An 18,440-nucleotide genomic window follows, 5' to 3' on the forward strand; every position below is an offset into this window, starting at 1 on the left:
ACGGGGAATGCCACACTGCTACAAGTTGCTGCGACTGGCGAGGTTTTGGCTCAGGTTTTTGGCGCTGATAATTCTCTCACTTCTCTGGATTTTATTGCTCTTTCTCGTTAAGACCAAAGGGCAATAAACAGCGTGTAAGGTTCCATTAATACAGCACCTTACCGCTGTTTATTCAAAAAATCTAATCCTAAAAAAATAGCTGCGATGCTTCCGGCTACACAAATTTCTCGGTTTTTTATTTTTACCAAAACTTCGGCAATGGGGACTAAAACTACTTCAATATCTTCTGTAATATCTAATTGGATTTTGCTTGCAAGCTTGACATTTTGAGCAAAGTATAGGTAGATAGAATTGGTGTCTTTTACGGGGTTATCATATAAGGTTGCTAGTTCCAAAATTTCTTCAGCAACATATCCCGTTTCTTCGGCAAGTTCTCTGGCGGCTGCCGATTTCCCGCTCTCTTGAGCAGAATTGAAAGCTCCCGCCGGCAGTTCCAGCAAAATTTCCCCTACTCCGTGCCTGTATTGGCGCACTAATACAAGTTCTTGCTGCTCTGTAGTGGCAAATACGAGGGCGATATTGGGTCGGACATTAACAAAAAAGTCGTCTATAATTTGTCCACTTGGCAATTCTATTTCATCTTGTCTAACCTGACACCACTTGTTGTTAAGAACGAACCGCGATCGCAATAATTTCCATTTAGTTAAATTTGTCATATCGCAATAATGTTAAACTTTCAGCGTTATCCGAAGGCAAAATTTTCCCATCCATAATCTATTTCAAATCAAAAATTTCACCCAGCCGCCATGCCATACAAAAAATTACTCACCAGATTTGGGGAAGACTTACAAAAATTGACTGTTAATTATCTAGCACCCGGATTGTTTGCGATCGAGTCACTGAGTCTGAGTCTAGCAGTCGTTGCCGCAGTTGCAGCAGTGCCCGCAACACTGGAACCAGCAAATGCTTCTACAGTCACAAGTTGGCAATTCGATCCGGCGACAAATCAGCTAGAAATTACTCTCCCAGAGGGAACAACCCCCACCTATTCTCTACTCAATCCGTCTCAGATTGCTGTGGATTTGCCCAATACTGAGATCGGAGTAGATGCAACTCAGCTATACCCACAAGGTAGAGTGCGTTCTGTGGGGGTGAGTCAACTTCAACCGGGAACGGCGAGAATTCTGGTCAATTTGGCTCCTGGAGTCGGTTTCAGCGCGGGGAAAGTTCAATTCCAAAGAAGCGGGGTAGAAAATCGCTGGGTGTTGCGTCCTTCGATCGAACCGACTCCAATTATGGAAACTCCCGAAACTCAACCCCAGCCTGCCATACAAGTACCGCAAAACCAGCGGCTAATAGATTCCAACTCAACTGCTGCCACAGAGGTCGATCGACCTGAATCTCCTACTTCCCTGAATCCCGGTACAAATTTTTCGCCGCGGTCAACTTCAAATGACCAAATCCGGCCGCTAAGAGTGCCTTTAGTCAATGTTCGCCTTGATGAACGCCGTGGGGTACAAGCTGCCGCTGTACCCCGCCTAAACCCTCAAATAACGGCGGCAGCAGCGCCCCAACAGCGGACGCTTACTTTTGGTGAACCACTTCCTCGCGGCGGATCAAATGCTCCTTTGCAGGCGGAGGCTGGGGCGAATGTCTTGTTGCCGGCGGGCACGGAGCTCAGTTTGCTATACCCCGGTGCTCAGGCTTTGCGGCTGCAAGCGAAGCCCAGCCGAGAGGAAGTGCTGCTGCTGCAAGGGGGAATTCTCGACAGTCGCGGTAATACGATCGTACCTGCTAATACGCCAGTCATCGGCCGGTTTGAAACAACCAACCTCGGCAGTCGATTTGTAGTGGAAGCTATTAGTCTCAACGGTCGCAATATCCCTCTCTTGGCTCGCTCGGAGCCCGTGGAAGGCCGACGCCCTCAGCCTTCCGATCGCAGTTTGTTGCGAAATACTGGTATTGGTGGCTTAGCTTTGTTCTTGCTGAGCGGCTTTTCTGGTATCGGTTTGTTGGCGGGAGCCGCCGGTGGTGTTGCTACAACTTACGTGGCGACTCCTCAACCTGCTACGATTCAACCCGGCCAAATTTTGCAAGTTCAGTTAACGGAAGATTTCCCCCAGTTTGGTTTTTGAAGGAAGAAGGAAGTTCGGCAACGGATTTTGTAACGGATGTAACGGATGTCAGGAAGAAGGAAGAAGGAAGAAGGAAGAAGGAAGAAGGAAGACTTTCTTCTTCCCTCGAACCTCTTCCTTCAATATTTTCTTAGAGCAGTTTTCCATTCTTGAAGTAAAGTAGGGACTTAAGCCAAGCCTAAGTCCCTACCCCATATCTGAAATTGACTCAACTGAAAACCGCTATATCGGCGATTTAGAAATTTTGACCTTCCGTGGTTGGAGCGATCGAACCCGGTTGGTTGAGGAACAGGTTTTTAGCGCCGTCGTTTTGGTAGATACAGTTAATTTCGGGTTGAGCTTCCAAGGGGCCGGTGAAGCCAAAGGTGTTCATGCGATTTTTGCAATCGCGCACTTGGTCTTGGCTGATGAGTTTTCTTTGTTCGAGAATTGCCCAGTTATTGGTTCGCAAAACGCATCCGGGGCGCATACTCGGCTGCGAGATGTAGACGTTGAAAGGGTTGAGGGTGACGTAGAGGCGCATATCTGTCACCATCGCGCTTGCTCCAAACTGCACGCAAAGTTCTGGGTTCGGGGCGCTGCGATCGATAAATTCGCGGGAGGCTACGTTCTCTGGGCTAATTGTAGCTGTGGAGCTAAAGGCAATGCCAATGCCAATTCCCAGAATAAAGACGGCTGTTAAAATCCCTAGGGTGGCGGAATTGAGGAAAGAGGGTTTGCCGGACTGAGGTTGACGGCGCGACTGTCCGCCCATTGAGCCGGGGTAGTCGGAGTCTTCATCTCCTCGGGATGGGTCGCCGCTGAATCTGTCGTTGTAGGATTTAGGTTTGCGTTTCATATAAGGTTCCCTCAGTTCTGGAGACTCAACAGGTAGTAGTTTGTTATTTTTAACCGATCGCGCCTTTCTAATATTATGGCGCTAGGAATATGGTTGCGGAGGACCCAGGACACCCCCTGTGGGTTTGGTCTTGGGTTCACAGCTCGCGATCGACCAAGGAGTTGCCTTGTCTGAATTTTCAGATTTCAATAAAATAGCTGAAAGTGACATACTCTTGCACAGCGGAGGAATCCGGCTCAAGACTGTTAACAAATTTTAACATTTTACAAGTCAGGAGGTATAGATTAGTGTCTGTCGAAATTATTCAAAAGCCATCCACAGTCCGCAAGCTTGCACCGCGCTACCGCGTTCTGCTGCACAATGATGATTTCAATCCTATGGAGTACGTGGTGCAGACTTTGATGGCGACGGTACCCAGTCTGACTCAGCCACAGGCGGTAAATGTGATGATGGAAGCCCATACTAACGGGATGGGATTGGTGATTGTTTGCGCTCTGGAACACGCTGAGTTTTACGCTGAAACGCTCAATAATCACGGATTGAGCAGCAGCATCGAACCTGACGATTAGAACCTGACGGTACTGCAAGGGATTCGCCCGGCCGGTTTCAGACTCATACCGTCAACTCTACAAATACCAAAAAGCCAAGGGTTCGGCCCTTGGCTTTTTGGTATATTTAATCCGGTAGAGATGGAAATTTGAAGAGCATAGGTTGTTCGGAACGGCCGGAAGTGGTTCGGAGCTAGGTAAGCTCTCGCGCCAATTTCAACTCTCCAATCTCAAATCTTTATCCGAGGACATTAATGAGGAAATTAATAACGTCCTCCTCCGCCTCCTCCTCCTGCGCGACCAAATTTTCCAGGGCCGCCGCCCCGGTTGCCACCACCCCGGCCTTCATCTTCGCGGGGCTTAGCTTTGTTAACTTTGAGGTCGCGACCCATCCACTCTGCTCCGTCGAGAGCACTAATGGCTGCATCTTCTTCTGCATCTGTGGACATTTCTACAAAACCGAAGCCGCGGGGGCGACTGGTTTCTCTGTCGGTAGGTAGATGTACTCGCTTAACGGTTCCGTATTCGGCGAAGACGGTGGTGATGTCTTCTTGGGTAACTTGGTAGGATAAGTTACCGACGTATATCGACATGAGGAATAACTCCAAAATTTAGACAGTGCGAAGATTTCAGTTTCGGAGAGTCCCCTGCCGATACAGAAGGGCAAGTTTTTAGACAATTCTGTAGCAATGAACAAAGCCTGCAACTGAATCTGATTCACACTTGGTACTTTAACATAGAATAATGTCTTTTGAGTAGGTTTCAGGAGTTAATTAAGTTGTTCTAATTAAAGGTAAAACTTTTAGGGTATTCAGAAACCTGGTTGATCGGTGTGATGTTTTGCCTGCAGTGGAAGCAGAGAAAGTTATGCCGCGCCCTCTCACCGCAGGAAAGATACATCCACCTTGCCAAAGTTGGTACTCAAAGCTAGGTTTACGTTTTCTAGGGCTTTGACTAACCACACCACGCCTTCTCGGGTACTGCATTCGTAGTGACCGAACAAAATTGCCAGTCGCTTTTCTAGGTAGGGCTTGACTTTGCCGCAAATTAGTACGATTTTCAGCAGCAAACCTGTGGTTTGGGTCGGCCCGAGGTTTGAGATCAGGTCGATGAAGACAAAGTGGTTGGGCCGCACAGGACTCTCCACTACTAAAAAGTTCAATAACTGACTGCAAGTTCTGATCATTAAAAATTCGTTAAACTTCTGATCATCGCTGTGGGCCAGGGTATTTTGTAGTTGCTTATACAATTTTTCGTTAAAGAGACGTTTGCCGTAGCGGTCATCGGTGACAGAAGAAATCAGGTATTCGTACAAGTCGTCTTTAAAAGAGCGGTAGGACTGATTTGTGCTGGCGTTCGTCGTGAAACGGCCCGCTAGCTGTCTGTAGGTATCGGCTCCTTCTACTTTTCCAACAAATTGCTTGAGGGCAAAGAATAATTCCGGGTCGGTCAACAAGGTCGGATTTTTTATAACTTGTATATTTCTGCCGAAGGAAAGGGAGGTTTCCCGACGTGCTATATGAGCTTTTCTCACTTGGTGAGCGACATATTGTGAGAGGTTGATCTCAAATTGCTGCTGCTTTTGAGCTTGGATTTTTTTAATGATTTTTTGCTGTTCGTAGGTGCTATCGTCGCTGAGGAGGCAGTGTTTGTAGAGGTAAGGGTAGCGGGGAATTAAGGTTCCGAGGGCAAGGGTAGCAGGGGTTTTGCTGTTGCTGCTATCTTCATTGCTGTGAGTTATGACTTTGGCTAAGCGTTGGAGGGTGAGGTACTGTTCACTTTCGGTAAATTGATTTACTAATTGGGGGATGGAGCCTCGCCCGCGCGATCGATTGTATCCAAATAAGATTTTGGGCGCTTCTTCAAACAGAGCGATCAATTCAGGGATGGCTGCTTGCTTGCTGGGGTAGGTTTGCCAGCGGTTGATCAGGATGTGGCAGCAGCGGTTGAGAATGTATTTGAACTCTTGTTGGGCGTGTTCTGAGCCTGCTATTTTTTCGAGTGCTTCGGCGATCGAGCGATCGGGATATCCGGTACCCTGGATAAACAAAGTGCGAAAGCGGCTGATGAGTTCGGCCGGCTGCTCTATTTGTACCAAATCCAGCCAGTGCTGGTAAAGTAGCTGTTCTTCTTCGTGGCTTTGTCTGTTGTAGTCGTTCACTGTGGATTAACCCTCCGAGGCTGGGGCAGGAGCTTTCAGCGCTATTAGCTTGATGAATTGGCAAATGAATCGCAATAATTGAGTCAACCGAGCTTCTCGCCGGCGGAGACTTATGGGTAGAAGCTGTCAGCAGCTTAAGCCGATCGATATTTTTTGCTTAGTTAAACTATTTATCAACACCAGCATGACATGAATTGTTGGTAATTAGCAAGGCCTTAAATACCATCGACTGTGTAAAGTATTGGTAAAGATTGTGGGTGGGTACGGGATAATTTTTTGGTGAACCGACGATTTAGTATTAGGATGATCAAGGTCAATCCCGATCCGCAGCCCGCTGTTAGTTAAATTTGAGGTTGGGCGAGGTAGAATTAGCTGTGAAAATAATTATTTTAAATGTGAGTGCTGGTTATGGTTTGTCGCGTAAGTATCGCCCAACTTGCTGAAATTTTAACTGTACCTTTGCCTACTGTGTCTGAAGGCGTTTTGACAGTTGTAGGGACAGGTATTGCCACAGATACGCGCACTCTTGAGGGGGGCGAAGTATTTTTGGCGCTGCGGGGAGAGAATTTTGATGGCCATCAATTTGTGGCAAAAGCCAGGGATTTGGGGGCGATTGCCGCGATTGTCGATCGAGAGTGGCAAGAGGAATTGCCTAATTTTCCGCTGTTGCGCGTTGATGATACTTTAAAAGCTTATCAGTCGATCGCCCGTTGGTGGCGTGACCAATTCAGTATACCTATAGTTGCTGTTACTGGTTCTGTAGGTAAAACTACTGTTAAAGAGTTAATTGCGGCGGTTTTGTCAACGAAGGGAAATGTTCTTAAAACTAAATATAACTACAACAATGAAATTGGAGTACCAAAAACTCTGTTGGAGCTTTCACCTTCCCACAATTTTGCTGTAATTGAGATGGGGATGCGCGCCAGTGGCGAAATTGCGCTGCTGTCGCAAATTGCTCGTCCGACTGTTGCGGTAATTACTAATGTAGGAACGGCACATATCGGGCGATTGGGTTCGGAAGAGGCGATCGCCCAAGCTAAGTGCGAACTTTTAGCCGAAATGCCTACAGATAGCATGGCTATTCTCAATCACGATGGTGACAGATTAATCGCAACTGCGTCAAAAGTTTGGTCGGGAAAAACTTTAAGTTATGGTTTAGAAGGCGGGGATTTGTGCGGAGAATTGCTCAATCCTGATACAATGTTAGTAGAAGGTGTGGAATTGCCACTGCCACTGCCGGGACGCCACAATGCTGTAAATTATTTGGCCGCTTTAGCGGTAGGAAAAGTTTTAGGTATTGATTGGGAAGTTTTAAAGCAAGGTTTGTCTGTGCAGTTACCGGATGGACGGGCGCGCCGCTACGATTTGCCGCAGGACATTATGATTCTGGATGAGACTTACAATGCTGGTTTGGAGTCGATGTTGGCAGCCCTGAGACTGTTAGCAGATACTCCAGGAAAGCGCCGGATTGCGGTGTTGGGAACGATGAAGGAATTGGGCGACAGGGCGATCGACTTTCACCGACAAGTGGGAACGGCGGCGCGAGATTTGCAGCTTGACGCTTTGTTTGTTTTTGCTGATTTTGAGGAAGCAGCGGCGATGGCCGCGGGCGCTGCGGGTTTGCCTTTTGTGGAGATAGGAGATATTACAGCCAAGGATGGGCGGGAAGATTTAGCAAAGCGGTTGTTGGGATTTGTCGAAAAGGGCGATCGGATTTTATTTAAAGCTTCTCATTCGGTTGAGTTGAATCGAGTTGTGGAGAAAGTTATAGCTGATTTGGCGGGGGAATAGACAGAAAATCGGTGATTGAAACTCGGCGATTGAAATCGCTTCTTGTCAAACAAAGTCCGCCTGCGCGGACTGAGGAGAAATAGGGGCGATCGACCTTAATTGATATACTGGCAACTTGCTCTGCTTCCGCAGCTACTTCGATCGCCACTCTCGCCCTTACTGACTTACTCCGGCAAGCATTCGCTTCAGCACTCGCTGCATCACCTGAAGTTCTCGATCGTCCAGGTGACAGCCAAAGTATTCTGCAATTCCCTCAGCATAAACCGTCCACATTTGCTGTTGGATTGCCAATCATGCCTCAGTCAGCACGGCATAGGTGCCCCGCCGATCGCTCGGACAGGGTTCTCGATATAGCAGTCCGGCTTTTTCCAGGCGATCGGGATTTATTGTAGTGAAATTCGATTTTCTTTAAAGGGCGATCGCAGCTATCCTTCTTGTGGGTTTTTCAAGCGCGTTCTCAGGCGTTGCAGCACATCCATCCGCTCGTGATAAATAGCAACAACCACCATCAGACTTCCCGATCTCATGATGCCAAAAATATAATGGTGCTGACATCGGGTTACGCGCAAACGGGGATGAATGTTTTTCAGATCCCGATAGAAGCCCTGGCTACCCGCAAGGTTTTCAGCACAGGTTTCCAGCGCAGCAACGTAATCTCGCGCCTGGGCTATGCCGTAATTGTTAACGGTGTACTCGATAATATCTGCTAAATCCTCTTCTGCGTAGGAGGTGAGTTCGTAGGATGGCATTACACTTTTCCCATCGCCGCCAGCTTCTCTTCCAAAACCTGGCTGAATGTCTTAGCCGATACTTCGCCGCGTTCGGCTTCCGCTATGCGCTCCCTCAGCAGTTCTTTGAGTTCCTGCCAAGCCTGTTCTTCCTCTCGATCGTTAGAAGGAAACAGCCTTTCGAGTACAAACTCTTTAATAGATTTGCCCAGCACAGCCGCCATTGCCTTAATTTGCTGGTGCTGTTCGTCTGTTACCTCGATCGTTATCCTGCTCATAACGCCACATTGACGGAGTACCTTTCTAAGATATCCTAAAATGTAAAAAATTACAATTGTGATTTTTAGACTCTTCCTGGTGTCCCCAATGCGATCGAGCAGCTTAACTGGCAATTGTTATCATAAGTTTATGGATCGAGAGGTTATCTAATGCGATATAGTTACTAGATATCTCCGGAAATTCGCTCTCAGCCCACACAAGGCAAGGGTTGAAGGTATTCTTTCGGAGATGTCTACTAGCTATGCGGAACTTACGAGTTGTCTTTGATTCGCCGTATAGGTATTTTGTCAGCTACTACCTGAATACTTACCAAAGAACTTTCCCAAACTTATGTATATCTATATTACACAGCAGTGCCAGGATAACGTTGAAAAGTATGATCTTCAACCTGAAATCGATAAACTTTATGATAACTCCGAAGTGTTAGATCGCTTCGATCCAATTTATCCTTACTGGAAGCGAAGAATAGGGAAATACAGGTTATTAGCAAAGATCGAAGAGGTAGATAATGAGAAGATTCTCTGCTTAGTAAATATTTTGGAGCGAAAAAGTCAAGAGTATGAAGAATTTATAGACAAAAAGAAACGTCAAAAATTTGGTCAAGACAAGTTAGAGTCATTACTGAATGATGATGAGATTAAGGAATGGCTAAATGAACAAAAAGAATCGGTTTGTCAACAGCAAAACAAACGCGAGCCTCTTCCAAACGATCTGTTAGTCTGGCTAGAGCTACCTAGCTGGAGTAAAGACTCTCAAGACTTGGTGATTTACGAAAGCGGACAATGGGTGAAAAAGTGCGGACAAGAGAAAATCAAAGACCGACGGGAAACTTTCAAAAATATTATTCTCGACATTATTAGTCAAAATGAGGTGGAAGATGAAAGCACAAGTTGCTCTCATGTAAAGTTATATAGCAACACGGAAGGGTTATCGATTTTGTTTAGTAGGATCGAAACTATTGCTACTGAAGATACGTCCTCTAGAAAAATTTTATTTTTTCTTGCTCCTTTTCTTGAAAAACCATCGGATGACCCTATAAGAGAAGTAGTAGAGGCGATCGATCTTCCCGACTTTGGTGAAAATGTTAATAATCTTCCGGCTCAATTGAGTATGGATGAGCTAACTTGCCTAGCACGACGTTCTTATCCAGCATACCTACTATTAGATTTTGAAAGTTGGCTAGCTATTGAAAAAGATGACGAATCAAATCTAGCTCTCTCAGTGGAAGAAGAACAAATTTTAGAATCTATTTCAACTCCACAAAAACCCTCCCTACCGATGTTTATCAATGGACGAGCTGGGAGTGGCAAATCTACAATGTTATTCCACCTTTTTGCTGATTACTGCGATCGCCATTGGAATTCTTGTCAAGCAGGAGGATATGATTTTTATGAAAAGCCACACCCTCTTTTTCTAACTTACAGCGAGAGTTTGCTCAAGGTAGCTAAAGATTCAGTGCAAAGCCTTTTAAAATCTCATCATAAATTTTTATTAGATAGAGGAACGCCAGAAGCCGAAATACCAGATGTAGAACCATTTTTTCAACCCTTCCAGAAATTTTTATTAAATTTTTTACCATCTACAGAATACGACCGATTTAAGCCATAAAAATACATTTCTTATAACCACTTTCGACAGCTTTATAAAGATTCTCCACTGCCAGAAGCAAGAAATAAACGCTACTCAGCAGGGCGATGCTGGTACATTATTAGAACTTTGATTAAAGGCTACTCTCTTGATGGATATATAAACGAAGACGATTATAAGGAATTACCGCGCGAGGAACAACGCAAGATTCCAGAAGAGACATTCAAAGGAATTTATGAAACGGTTTGGAAATGGTATGAAAGGCTAATTGAAGATAAGGGCTACTGGGACGATCAAGACTTAATTAGAATAGTTCTCGAACGGAAATGTTTCTCTTCTGAATACACTGCAATTTTTTGCGATGAATCTCAAGATTTTACGAGACTAGAACTGCAACTCATCGTCAAGCTTTCTGTTTTTTCTAAATATGATTTTGGATTTAACTATGTTTCTGTCCTACCCTTTACCTTTGCTGGCGATCCTTTTCAAACCTTAAACCCTACTGGATTTCGTTGGGATAGCGTCGGGGCATTGTTTTACAACGAAGTTGTAATGAGGCTCGATCCAGCAAGTAAACTTAATCTAAAGATGAATTTTAAGGAGCTACAAGTTAATTATCGCTCTAGCTCATCTATCGTTAAAGTGACCAATTTAATCCAATTGTGGCGCTGTGTTCGTTTCGATCTACCTGACATTAAGCCACAAACTCCGTGGCAAAAAAAAGACAGTTTTTCTAAACCGCAAAAGTTTATTTTTGGTCAGAATCTCTCGTTAGACGATTTAAAAAGCCATATCGACAATAAGCCGATTTTTATCCTACCCTGTGAAGCTGGCGGGGAAATTGACTATATCAAAAGTGATGAAATTCTTTGGGAATTATTTCCACAAGCCAACGAGGGAAAAACGCCAGAGAACGTATACAGTGCCATCAAAGCAAAGGGTCTGGAGTTCCCGCTTGTCATCCTATACAAATTTGGGCATGAGTTGGCTCAAGAATACAATGCGAACTTTGTATGGAACTTTGACGCTAATAGTCAAAGAGATTCAGTAGAGTTAGAATACTACTTTAACAAGCTTTACGTTGCGGCTAGCCGAGCGATGTCTGATTTGGTTGTCATTGACTCAAAAGAAGGAGATGAATTGCTGTGGCAGCAGGCTAGTGACGATCGGATCGATGGATTCCTTGAGCGGTTGGAAGCTGATAAACGCCACGATTGGACAGATTTACTCGGAACTATCAGCATAGGGCAAAGTCTAGAAGTGCTGGATCAAGACAACCGAGAACTCCAAGCAAAGCAGATGAAGAAGCAAGGGTTGGCACAGGAAAACCCAGAGTTCCTCAGAAATGCAAAAGCGTATTACGATGTGTTAGGAGATACAAAAGAAGTTGACCTCTGCGAAGCTTGGGCACTCAAATTCGATAATCATTTTAGTGAGGCTGGTCAACTTTTTTGGAAGCGAGGTAAGAAGGAAGAGGCTTGGAACTGTTTCTGGGAGGGAGCTTGTTGGCAAGAACTGAATCGATGGTGTGAAGAAAACCCCAATCAGAAGCGAGTAGAGCGTTTTCTAGTGGAATTCATGATGGAGGCAGCTCCAAAATCTTTCGATGTTCTCGATAAATTCACCGAGTTCCTTGAAAAGTGCAATGAGGACAACTCACTGAAAAACTTCCGTTCGAGCAAACCCTGGCAAGCAGCGATCGAGCAATATGCCAGCCAAATTGATATAAATTTGATGAACGAACAGAGTCTCACCTGCGATCAATGGCAACGATTTGGAAATCTATTACAAGACTTGCAACAAGCTGGTTATAACAAAACAAGAGAAGTGGCGGGAAGTTCTTTCTACCAAGCCAAAGATTATAAAGGTGCTGTGCGCTGCTGGGATCAGTGTGAAGTTCCCCAAAAGCGCAAGTATAACTTAGCTAAAGCTGAAGTCGAAGGTTTTCCCCAAGGCTTACAATACCTCCAAAAAGAAGGAGAAGATCTGCGGATTATTCAGGAGTGGGAAAGAAAAGGAAAACCCGATAAATCTCAATGGTTAGACTATGTTGTACCAGCCCTTCAAAACCAGAATGGACATCAAGAGCTAGTTGATTACTTAATTCAGCGAAAATTGTGGAGCAAAGCCATAGAAGCAATAGCTAAGCATCCTCATCCCAATGAAGCAAAAAGTTTGAAGTTTGATGTCGTCCGTGGAATTGCTTACTCAGATCTTACACCAGGTACTGCTCTACAGGAACGCCAACGTTATCAGAGCTTGATAACTTCAGTTCGAGGTTTTTCCGACTGGAAGCAGGCTCTAACTTTACAAGAAGTTGGTACTGCAATGGAGAGAATTGGTGAGTTTGTGCCATGCTTAGAATTTTATGAGCAATTTGTTGTTGATGATTCCAGCTCTAAGCTACGAAATTTTGCACGAGAACGTTGGATTGCCACTAAGAAAAAGCAGGTAGACTACGAGCGAAGCACAGATGGTGTCAAATTGAAGCAAAGACAGGACGAACTTGATGAGAATGCTCGTAAATGGAGCATAAATCTAGATTCAGTCTCTGACCTTCCGGAGCTTGCTGTTCCACTAGCAGAGACATCAAAAACGGAAGTCAAGGGAGAAGCTGATTGGAAAACTTTAGGCCCTGGCATTGAACAGCGTGACATAGGTCGTCTTAAAGTGATGAGAATCAAGACTATGAAGCAGCTAACTATTACTGATGATACATCCAAGATATTGCAAGTAACTTTGGAGTCTGAGAAATGCACCGTCAAAGGTAAGGTTGAAGATGTGGAGGTATCGGGCAGCAACAGATTATTTTTCAAGGTTCCTGAAAGTGGTTACACCTGTGAAGTCTTTTACAGTGATGCTTCTCCCACGCTTGAATTGAAGATTCAAGGTCTATCAGATAAAATCATCATAAAACTCTAAAGATGAAAGTATCTTGAAGATAGCTGTTGCAGTCAGCTAGGGCAATTACAGTTCTGAGCTTAGGTTGAGTTGAGCGTAGAGGTAGCAGTTGGTAACGGTAATGATCGAACCCAGGTATATTGGCATGAATTGATGTGGGCTCAAGCGCACACGATACTCTGGCGCTTCTTTGAGCCTACATTCCGCACTTCTGACTATGTTAAGAAGTGCGGAATGTAGGTTAAAAACTAGAGTTTTCTAGTTTTTAACCTCGGTGATTGAGTGCGACGAATCGATTCGTCGCACTCAATACACTACTTCGCGGCTTGACGCTCTTTTGCCGCCTTAATCACTTCTTCAGCGATGTTATTCGGACAAGGAGCATAGTGCGAGAAGGACATTGAGAACTGTCCGCGCCCAGAGGTCATAGTACGCAAGTCGCTAATGTAACCAAACATTTCGCTCAACGGTACATCTGCCTTGATCCGCGCTCCTGTTTGGCTGGTTTCCTGAGATTTCATCATCCCCCGGCGGCGGTTGAGGTCGCCGATCACGTCGCCCATGTAATCATCTGGAGTGAATACATCGACATTCATAATCGGTTCGAGCAACTGAGGCCCTGCTTTCGGCAGAGACTGGCGATAGGCTGCTTTGGCAGCAATTTCAAAAGCCATTGCTGACGAGTCAACGGGGTGGAAACCGCCTTCTAGAAGCGTGAATTTCAAATCTAGGCAGGGGAATCCGGCCAAGACGCCTTTGTCGATGCAGCTTTCAAAGCCTTTTTCGACGGCTGGCCAATATTCTCTCGGCACGCTACCACCGGTCACTTTTGACTCAAACTGGAAGCCGCTTCCCACCTCACCAGGCTCGATCACATAGCCAATTTTGGCAAATTGACCGGAACCACCTGATTGCTTTTTGTGGGTGTATTCGTCTTCGAGGCGCTTGGTAATCGACTCGCGGTAGGCTACCTGCGGTTCGCCGACTTCTACTTCGATGCCGTGGGTGCGCTTGAGAATGTCTACTTTGATGTCGAGGTGTAACTCGCCCATCCCCTTGAGAATCATTTCGCCGCTTTCTTGATCCGTCACCATGTGGAAGGATGGGTCTTCTTGCACCATCTTGGTGAGGGCTGCTCCCATTTTTTCTTCCGCGCCTTTTTGTTTCGGTTTGACCGAAATCGAAATAACGGGATCTGGGAATACCATCGGCTCTAGGGTTGCGGGATTTTTGGGGTCGCAGATGGTGTGTCCGGTGCGGACGTTTTTCATGCCGACGATCGCCACAATGTCCCCTGCTTGGGCCGATTCAATTTCTTCGCGCGAGTTGGCGTGCATTTCCACCAAACGGCTGATTCGCTCGGTTTTGCCTGTGGCGGTGTTGAGTACGGTGTCGCCCTTGGACAACTTACCGGAGTACAGGCGCGTGAAGGTTAGAGCACCGTAGCGATCGTCCATGATCTTAAACGCGAGTGCCCGCAATGGCTTGCTGGGATCGACGATCGCAAACTCGCCGGTTTCATTCCCATCGAGATCGACTTCTGGCTGCGGTGTGACTTCCATCGGGTTCGGCAGGTAGTCAACTACGGCATCGAGAACCAACTGCACGCCTTTGTTTTTAAACGATGAGCCACAGTAGGTGGGGAAAAATGCCCGATCGCGAGTACCTTTGCGAATGCAGCGCTTGAGGTCGTCGAGGCTCGGCTCGTTGCCTTCGAGATACTGTTCCATCACAGTGTCGTCTTGCTCGACGGCCAGTTCGATCAACTTTTCGCGCCAAGTTTCGACATCATCGACCATATCAGCCGGGACATCTTTAATTGTATAGTTCATCGGATCGCCCGATTCATCCCAGATCCAGGCTTTGCGGGTCAGCAAATCGACTACGCCGCAAAACTTTTCTTCTATGCCGATCGGCAATACCATTACCATCGGTTTAGCGCCAAGGATTTTATCGACTTGCTGGACAACGCGGTAAAAATCTGCACCGGTGCGATCGAGCTTATTGATGTAGATGACGCGAGCGACTTTGGAATCGTTAGCGTAGCGCCAGTTGGTTTCAGATTGCGGTTCAACTCCACCCGAACCGCAGAACACACCAATGCCACCATCGAGAACCTTCAAAGAACGGTAAACCTCGATCGTAAAATCGACGTGTCCGGGAGTATCGATGATGTTGAGCTGATGCTCGTTCCAGAAGCAGGTGGTAGCAGCGGACTGAATCGTAATCCCGCGCTCTTGCTCCTGTTCCATGAAGTCAGTAGTCGCCGCGCCTTCGTGAACTTCACCTATTTTGTGGATTTTGCCTGTCAGTTTCAGGATTCTTTCTGTTGTGGTGGTCTTGCCAGCATCTACGTGGGCGAAGATGCCGATATTTCGATAACGAGTGAGATCTTTCATAATTACTGTTGAGATTAAATGCGACGAACCGTCGGCGACCACCTGCAAGCGTAACCAGCGAGGAATCAATGTTGCCTTAGGCGCCAGTACAGGCTAGATTTCCTTTCCCCTGTTTCTGGCAGAACTATCTTAATTTTGACACTTCCCCGTCATTCCTGCGAAGGATTTTTGGTTTAATCAGTACGGGAATCCTTACAATTCATAAAAATACCCTAGACCAAGGGAAAAATTTTCTGTGAAAGTTAGGTTGGGTTCAGAAAGGAGGTTGGGTTGAGGCACTCGTACCCAACAAATTCGTGTTTTTGACGCTTCGCTCAACTTGATATTTTGCACCATTCTCAGCAAAACGGTATAAAGCGGGTTTTCCTGACAAAAAACCTAAGATTTTACGTGACTTTGTGGCAAGAAACCCGGTTTCTGACATTAAATAGGTAGGTGCAAATAAATCAGCCTACGGGGAGATGGCGCGTGAGTGCAGCAATAAACTGCCGGCTTTGATATATCTTTGCTTAACCGGCCACTACAAAATATTATTAAAAACCCCGTTGCTGCGTTCAAAACTATCTAAGTCAAAATCGACCCGCTCATCATCCGCTGATATCTCCGCTCCAATTCATCCCGCACCACCGGCCACTGATTCAAACTTTCATCATTTTCAATTACCATTTGAGCCGCGGCTCTCGCCAACTCCAAAACCTCCTGATCCTCCACCAAACTCGCCAAAGCAAAATCCGGCAAACCCGACTGCCGAGTTCCCAAAACCTGACCCGGCCCGCGCAATCTCATGTCCATTTCCGCAATAAAAAAGCCATCTTGAGATTGTTCTAAAACCTTCATTCTCTGCATAGCTTCCGCTGTTTTGGAACCGGGCATTAACAAACAATAAGAACGGTTGCTGCCCCGACCGACTCTACCCCGCAACTGGTGCAGTTGCGACAGTCCAAAACGCTCAGAATTTTCAATCAGCATTACCGTGGCATTCGGCACGTCTACTCCCACTTCTACGACAGTAGTAGATACTAAAATATCAGTTTCTTTGTCCCGAAACTTAGAAATTGCTTCATCTTTGTCGGCACTGCTCATCCTGCCGTGGAGCAAACCCACCTTAAACTCAGGAAATACACTTTTTTCAAGTTTCTCTTTTTCCTCAATTGCCGATCGCACGTCCAACTTTTCCGACTCCTCCACCAGCGGTAGCACCACATAAACTTGACGCCCGCTTGCCACTTCCCGCCGAATCAAATCGTAAGCTTGAATGCGTTCTTTGGCAGACAGTACAGTGGTTTGAATCGCCTGCCTACCGGGGGGGAGTTCATCAATTTGACTCACATCTAAATCCCCATGCAGCGTCAGCGCCAGCGTCCGGGGAATGGGAGTTGCCGTCATCGTCAAAACGTGGGGAGCTTCGCCTTTTTGCTGCAATTTAGCGCGCTGCTGCACACCGAATCTGTGCTGTTCATCAATTACCGCCAAACCCAATTTATGGAAATTTACGGTATCTTGAATCAGCGCGTGAGTTCCCACTAAAACAGGTAATTCTCCGGTTTCTAATTGGTTGTGAATTTCGCGGCGCTTGGCTATTTTTGTGGAACCAGTTAACAGTTCGACAGACAAGTGCATCAAATTAAACCAACCTACCAATTTGCGGTAGTGCTGTTCTGCTAAAACTTCTGTCGGCGCCATTAAAGCGGCTTGATAGCCGGATTGAATTGCTGCTAGCATTGCCACGACGGCGACTACTGTTTTGCCAGCACCGACATCGCCTTGCACTAATCTGTTCATCGGTTGCGACGAAGCTAAATCGTTGAGGATGTCATTGATTACTCTTTCCTGAGCATTAGTCAACGCAAAAGGCAAGATTTCATAAAAATGTTCTATCAATTTGCCACTAGGAATGATGACTGCACTAGCTTGAGCTTTCCTTTGGGTTTGGCGGCGTTTTAAAAGTCCTAATTGCAGGTAGAAAAATTCGTCAAAAACTAAGCGACGGCGGGCGGCGGCCAAACAATCTCGATCGAGCGGAAAGTGAATATTAGTCACGGCATCGGCTAAACCCATTAAACCGTAACGCTCGCGCAAATCCTCTGGTAGGGATTCTGGCAACATTTTTGCCGCCGGCATTGCAGCCAAAATCGATCGCCTCACCGAACCAGCATCCACCCCCTCCGTTAGCGGATAAACTGGTATCAGGCGGCCGACTTTCATTGATTCGATCGCACCGCCGGAGTCGTCTAATACTTCTAACTCAGGATTTTCTAAAGTAATTCCATATTTACCCTGCTTCACCAACCCGGAAGCTGCCAGCACCGCACCTGTACAATACTCGCGCTTTTTGAATTCTTGCCAACCGCGATTACTATAGCGAGGGCCTGCAAAAAAACGACTGATTTTTATTTCTCCGGTGCGGTCTTTTAAAATTACTTCTAATATGGTTAATTTCTTATTCTTCGGACTAGAAAAGCAATTGCAGCGCTTTACTTCTGCGATTAAAGTGACAGTTTCCCCAGCTACTAGCTCGCGAATTTGTACTTGCTTTGCATAGTCGATGTGATTGCGGGGATAGTAGTAAAGCAAGTCATATACAGTGTATAAACCAAGTTTGACCAAGCGGTTGCCGTTGGCGGGGCCGATGCCTGTGACGCGGGTTAACTGTTGGTCAAGAGTCAGGCTTGGTGGTGCGGCGGCTGTACTCAGGGGTGCTGTTCGGGGAACGGAAACGGCTGGGGCGGTTGGTTCGGGAGCGTTTGCGGGTCTGACTTGTTCTGCTTGTTCTTCCTGGTGGCGAGTTTCTTGTTCCCAAACTTGCTCCATTTGTCGGAGAAAACTGACCGTAATGGCGATCGAATGTTGGCGCTGTTCGATATCTTTCTGAGGGTAGATGTCAAATTCAGCGGCTAGTTGTCTGGCTCGATCGCGCGAAGAAGCCGCCACAGAACCTGCCAACTGTCTCAAACTCAGGCCCAGAAACTCGCTGAAGCGGTATTGACTGCCTTGGATGTCGTTAAATCCGCGATCGGCTTCTACTGAAAGAGCTTTTTGCAATCGCTGCCATTCGGGTTGATTATTAGTCATA

At 46.2% G+C, this 18,440-nt stretch carries 16 protein-coding genes; 6 read left to right on the top strand and 10 right to left on the bottom strand.

Annotated features, from left to right (window positions below):
• Positions 1 to 158 precede the first annotated feature (158 nt).
• Positions 159 to 716, bottom strand: a complete 558-nt coding sequence (locus tag QUB10_RS28150; protein ID WP_333206515.1) for an NUDIX hydrolase — start codon at positions 714 to 716, stop codon at positions 159 to 161.
• A gap of 90 nt (positions 717 to 806) precedes the next feature.
• On the opposite strand from QUB10_RS28150, the gene QUB10_RS28155 reads away from it, so the two are divergent.
• Positions 807 to 2,135, top strand: a complete 1,329-nt coding sequence (locus QUB10_RS28155) for an AMIN domain-containing protein (RefSeq protein ID WP_333206517.1) — start codon at positions 807 to 809, stop codon at positions 2,133 to 2,135.
• A complete protein-coding gene (locus tag QUB10_RS28160; protein ID WP_333206518.1) occupies positions 2,132 to 2,269 on the top strand; it encodes a hypothetical protein in 138 nt (45 codons plus the stop codon). The genes QUB10_RS28155 and QUB10_RS28160 overlap by 4 nt, the downstream gene beginning before the upstream one ends.
• Before the next feature lie 101 nt (positions 2,270 to 2,370).
• On the opposite strand, the gene QUB10_RS28165 is transcribed toward QUB10_RS28160, so the two are convergent.
• Positions 2,371 to 2,973 carry a DUF3172 domain-containing protein gene (locus QUB10_RS28165; protein WP_333035210.1) on the bottom strand — a complete coding sequence of 201 codons (603 nt, stop codon included), beginning with the start codon at positions 2,971 to 2,973 and terminating at the stop codon, positions 2,371 to 2,373.
• 287 nt (positions 2,974 to 3,260) lie between these two features.
• Here QUB10_RS28165 and clpS point away from each other — a divergent pair, with 287 nt between their 5' ends.
• Positions 3,261 to 3,542, top strand: a complete 282-nt coding sequence (gene clpS / locus QUB10_RS28170; protein WP_015178019.1) for an ATP-dependent Clp protease adapter ClpS — start codon at positions 3,261 to 3,263, stop codon at positions 3,540 to 3,542.
• Between the two features lie 242 nt (positions 3,543 to 3,784).
• Here the strand turns inward: clpS and QUB10_RS28175 are convergent, their stop codons facing one another.
• Together QUB10_RS28175 and QUB10_RS28180 are read right to left on the bottom strand one after the other, a co-directional pair.
• A complete protein-coding gene (locus QUB10_RS28175; RefSeq protein WP_333198593.1) occupies positions 3,785 to 4,114 on the bottom strand; it encodes an RNA-binding protein in 330 nt (109 codons plus the stop codon).
• Between the two features lie 287 nt (positions 4,115 to 4,401).
• Entirely contained in the window at positions 4,402 to 5,682 is a 1,281-nt protein-coding gene (locus QUB10_RS28180; protein ID WP_333206520.1) for a hypothetical protein, read from the bottom strand.
• Positions 5,683 to 6,090: 408 nt separating this feature from the next.
• Here QUB10_RS28180 and QUB10_RS28185 point away from each other — a divergent pair, with 408 nt between their 5' ends.
• On the top strand, positions 6,091 to 7,473 hold the full coding sequence (locus QUB10_RS28185) for a UDP-N-acetylmuramoyl-tripeptide--D-alanyl-D-alanine ligase (RefSeq protein WP_333206522.1): 1,383 nt from the start codon (positions 6,091 to 6,093) through the stop codon (positions 7,471 to 7,473).
• Positions 7,474 to 7,629: 156 nt separating this feature from the next.
• Here QUB10_RS28185 and QUB10_RS28190 read toward each other — a convergent pair whose 3' ends face one another.
• The 4 genes from QUB10_RS28190 to QUB10_RS28200 are packed head-to-tail and all read right to left on the bottom strand — an operon-like array spanning position 7,630 to position 8,479.
• Complete coding sequence (locus tag QUB10_RS28190; protein ID WP_333206524.1) at positions 7,630 to 7,764, bottom strand: hypothetical protein; 135 nt, start codon at positions 7,762 to 7,764, stop codon at positions 7,630 to 7,632.
• Entirely contained in the window at positions 7,765 to 7,860 is a 96-nt protein-coding gene (locus QUB10_RS34325) for a MarR family transcriptional regulator (protein WP_071884039.1), read from the bottom strand.
• 38 nt (positions 7,861 to 7,898) lie between these two features.
• Positions 7,899 to 8,222, bottom strand: a complete 324-nt coding sequence (locus QUB10_RS28195; RefSeq protein WP_015178023.1) for a type II toxin-antitoxin system RelE/ParE family toxin — start codon at positions 8,220 to 8,222, stop codon at positions 7,899 to 7,901.
• Complete coding sequence (locus QUB10_RS28200; protein ID WP_333179728.1) at positions 8,222 to 8,479, bottom strand: antitoxin; 258 nt, start codon at positions 8,477 to 8,479, stop codon at positions 8,222 to 8,224. Before QUB10_RS28200 ends, QUB10_RS28195 begins: the two co-directional genes overlap by 1 nt.
• 331 nt (positions 8,480 to 8,810) lie before the next feature.
• Here QUB10_RS28200 and QUB10_RS28205 point away from each other — a divergent pair, with 331 nt between their 5' ends.
• Positions 8,811 to 10,088, top strand: coding sequence for a hypothetical protein (locus QUB10_RS28205; protein ID WP_333206526.1), 1,278 nt, complete (start codon positions 8,811 to 8,813; stop codon positions 10,086 to 10,088).
• A 108-nt stretch (positions 10,089 to 10,196) separates the two neighbouring features.
• Positions 10,197 to 12,989, top strand: a complete 2,793-nt coding sequence (locus QUB10_RS28210) for a hypothetical protein (protein WP_333206527.1) — start codon at positions 10,197 to 10,199, stop codon at positions 12,987 to 12,989.
• A gap of 293 nt (positions 12,990 to 13,282) precedes the next feature.
• On the opposite strand, the gene fusA is transcribed toward QUB10_RS28210, so the two are convergent.
• Both fusA and recG read right to left on the bottom strand, forming a co-directional pair.
• Positions 13,283 to 15,367 carry an elongation factor G gene (gene fusA / locus QUB10_RS28215; protein ID WP_333206528.1) on the bottom strand — a complete coding sequence of 695 codons (2,085 nt, stop codon included), beginning with the start codon at positions 15,365 to 15,367 and terminating at the stop codon, positions 13,283 to 13,285.
• A gap of 564 nt (positions 15,368 to 15,931) precedes the next feature.
• Complete coding sequence (gene recG / locus QUB10_RS28220) at positions 15,932 to 18,439, bottom strand: ATP-dependent DNA helicase RecG (protein ID WP_333206530.1); 2,508 nt, start codon at positions 18,437 to 18,439, stop codon at positions 15,932 to 15,934.
• Position 18,440 lies beyond the last annotated feature (1 nt).

The organism is Microcoleus sp. B5-D4 (assembly GCF_036705145.1).
Classification (GTDB): domain Bacteria; phylum Cyanobacteriota; class Cyanobacteriia; order Cyanobacteriales; family Microcoleaceae; genus Microcoleus.

Coding starts and splice junctions, on each gene's coding strand:
- QUB10_RS28150 (WP_333206515.1), bottom strand. CDS start 716: ATGACAAATTTAACTAAATGGAAATTATTGCGATCGCGGTTCGTTCTT.
- QUB10_RS28155 (WP_333206517.1), top strand. CDS start 807: ATGCCATACAAAAAATTACTCACCAGATTTGGGGAAGACTTACAAAAA.
- QUB10_RS28165 (WP_333035210.1), bottom strand. CDS start 2,973: ATGAAACGCAAACCTAAATCCTACAACGACAGATTCAGCGGCGACCCA.
- QUB10_RS28175 (WP_333198593.1), bottom strand. CDS start 4,114: ATGTCGATATACGTCGGTAACTTATCCTACCAAGTTACCCAAGAAGAC.
- QUB10_RS28185 (WP_333206522.1), top strand. CDS start 6,091: ATGGTTTGTCGCGTAAGTATCGCCCAACTTGCTGAAATTTTAACTGTA.
- QUB10_RS28195 (WP_015178023.1), bottom strand. CDS start 8,222: ATGCCATCCTACGAACTCACCTCCTACGCAGAAGAGGATTTAGCAGAT.
- QUB10_RS28200 (WP_333179728.1), bottom strand. CDS start 8,479: ATGAGCAGGATAACGATCGAGGTAACAGACGAACAGCACCAGCAAATT.
- QUB10_RS28205 (WP_333206526.1), top strand. CDS start 8,811: ATGTATATCTATATTACACAGCAGTGCCAGGATAACGTTGAAAAGTAT.
- fusA (WP_333206528.1), bottom strand. CDS start 15,367: ATGAAAGATCTCACTCGTTATCGAAATATCGGCATCTTCGCCCACGTA.
- recG (WP_333206530.1), bottom strand. CDS start 18,439: ATGACTAATAATCAACCCGAATGGCAGCGATTGCAAAAAGCTCTTTCA.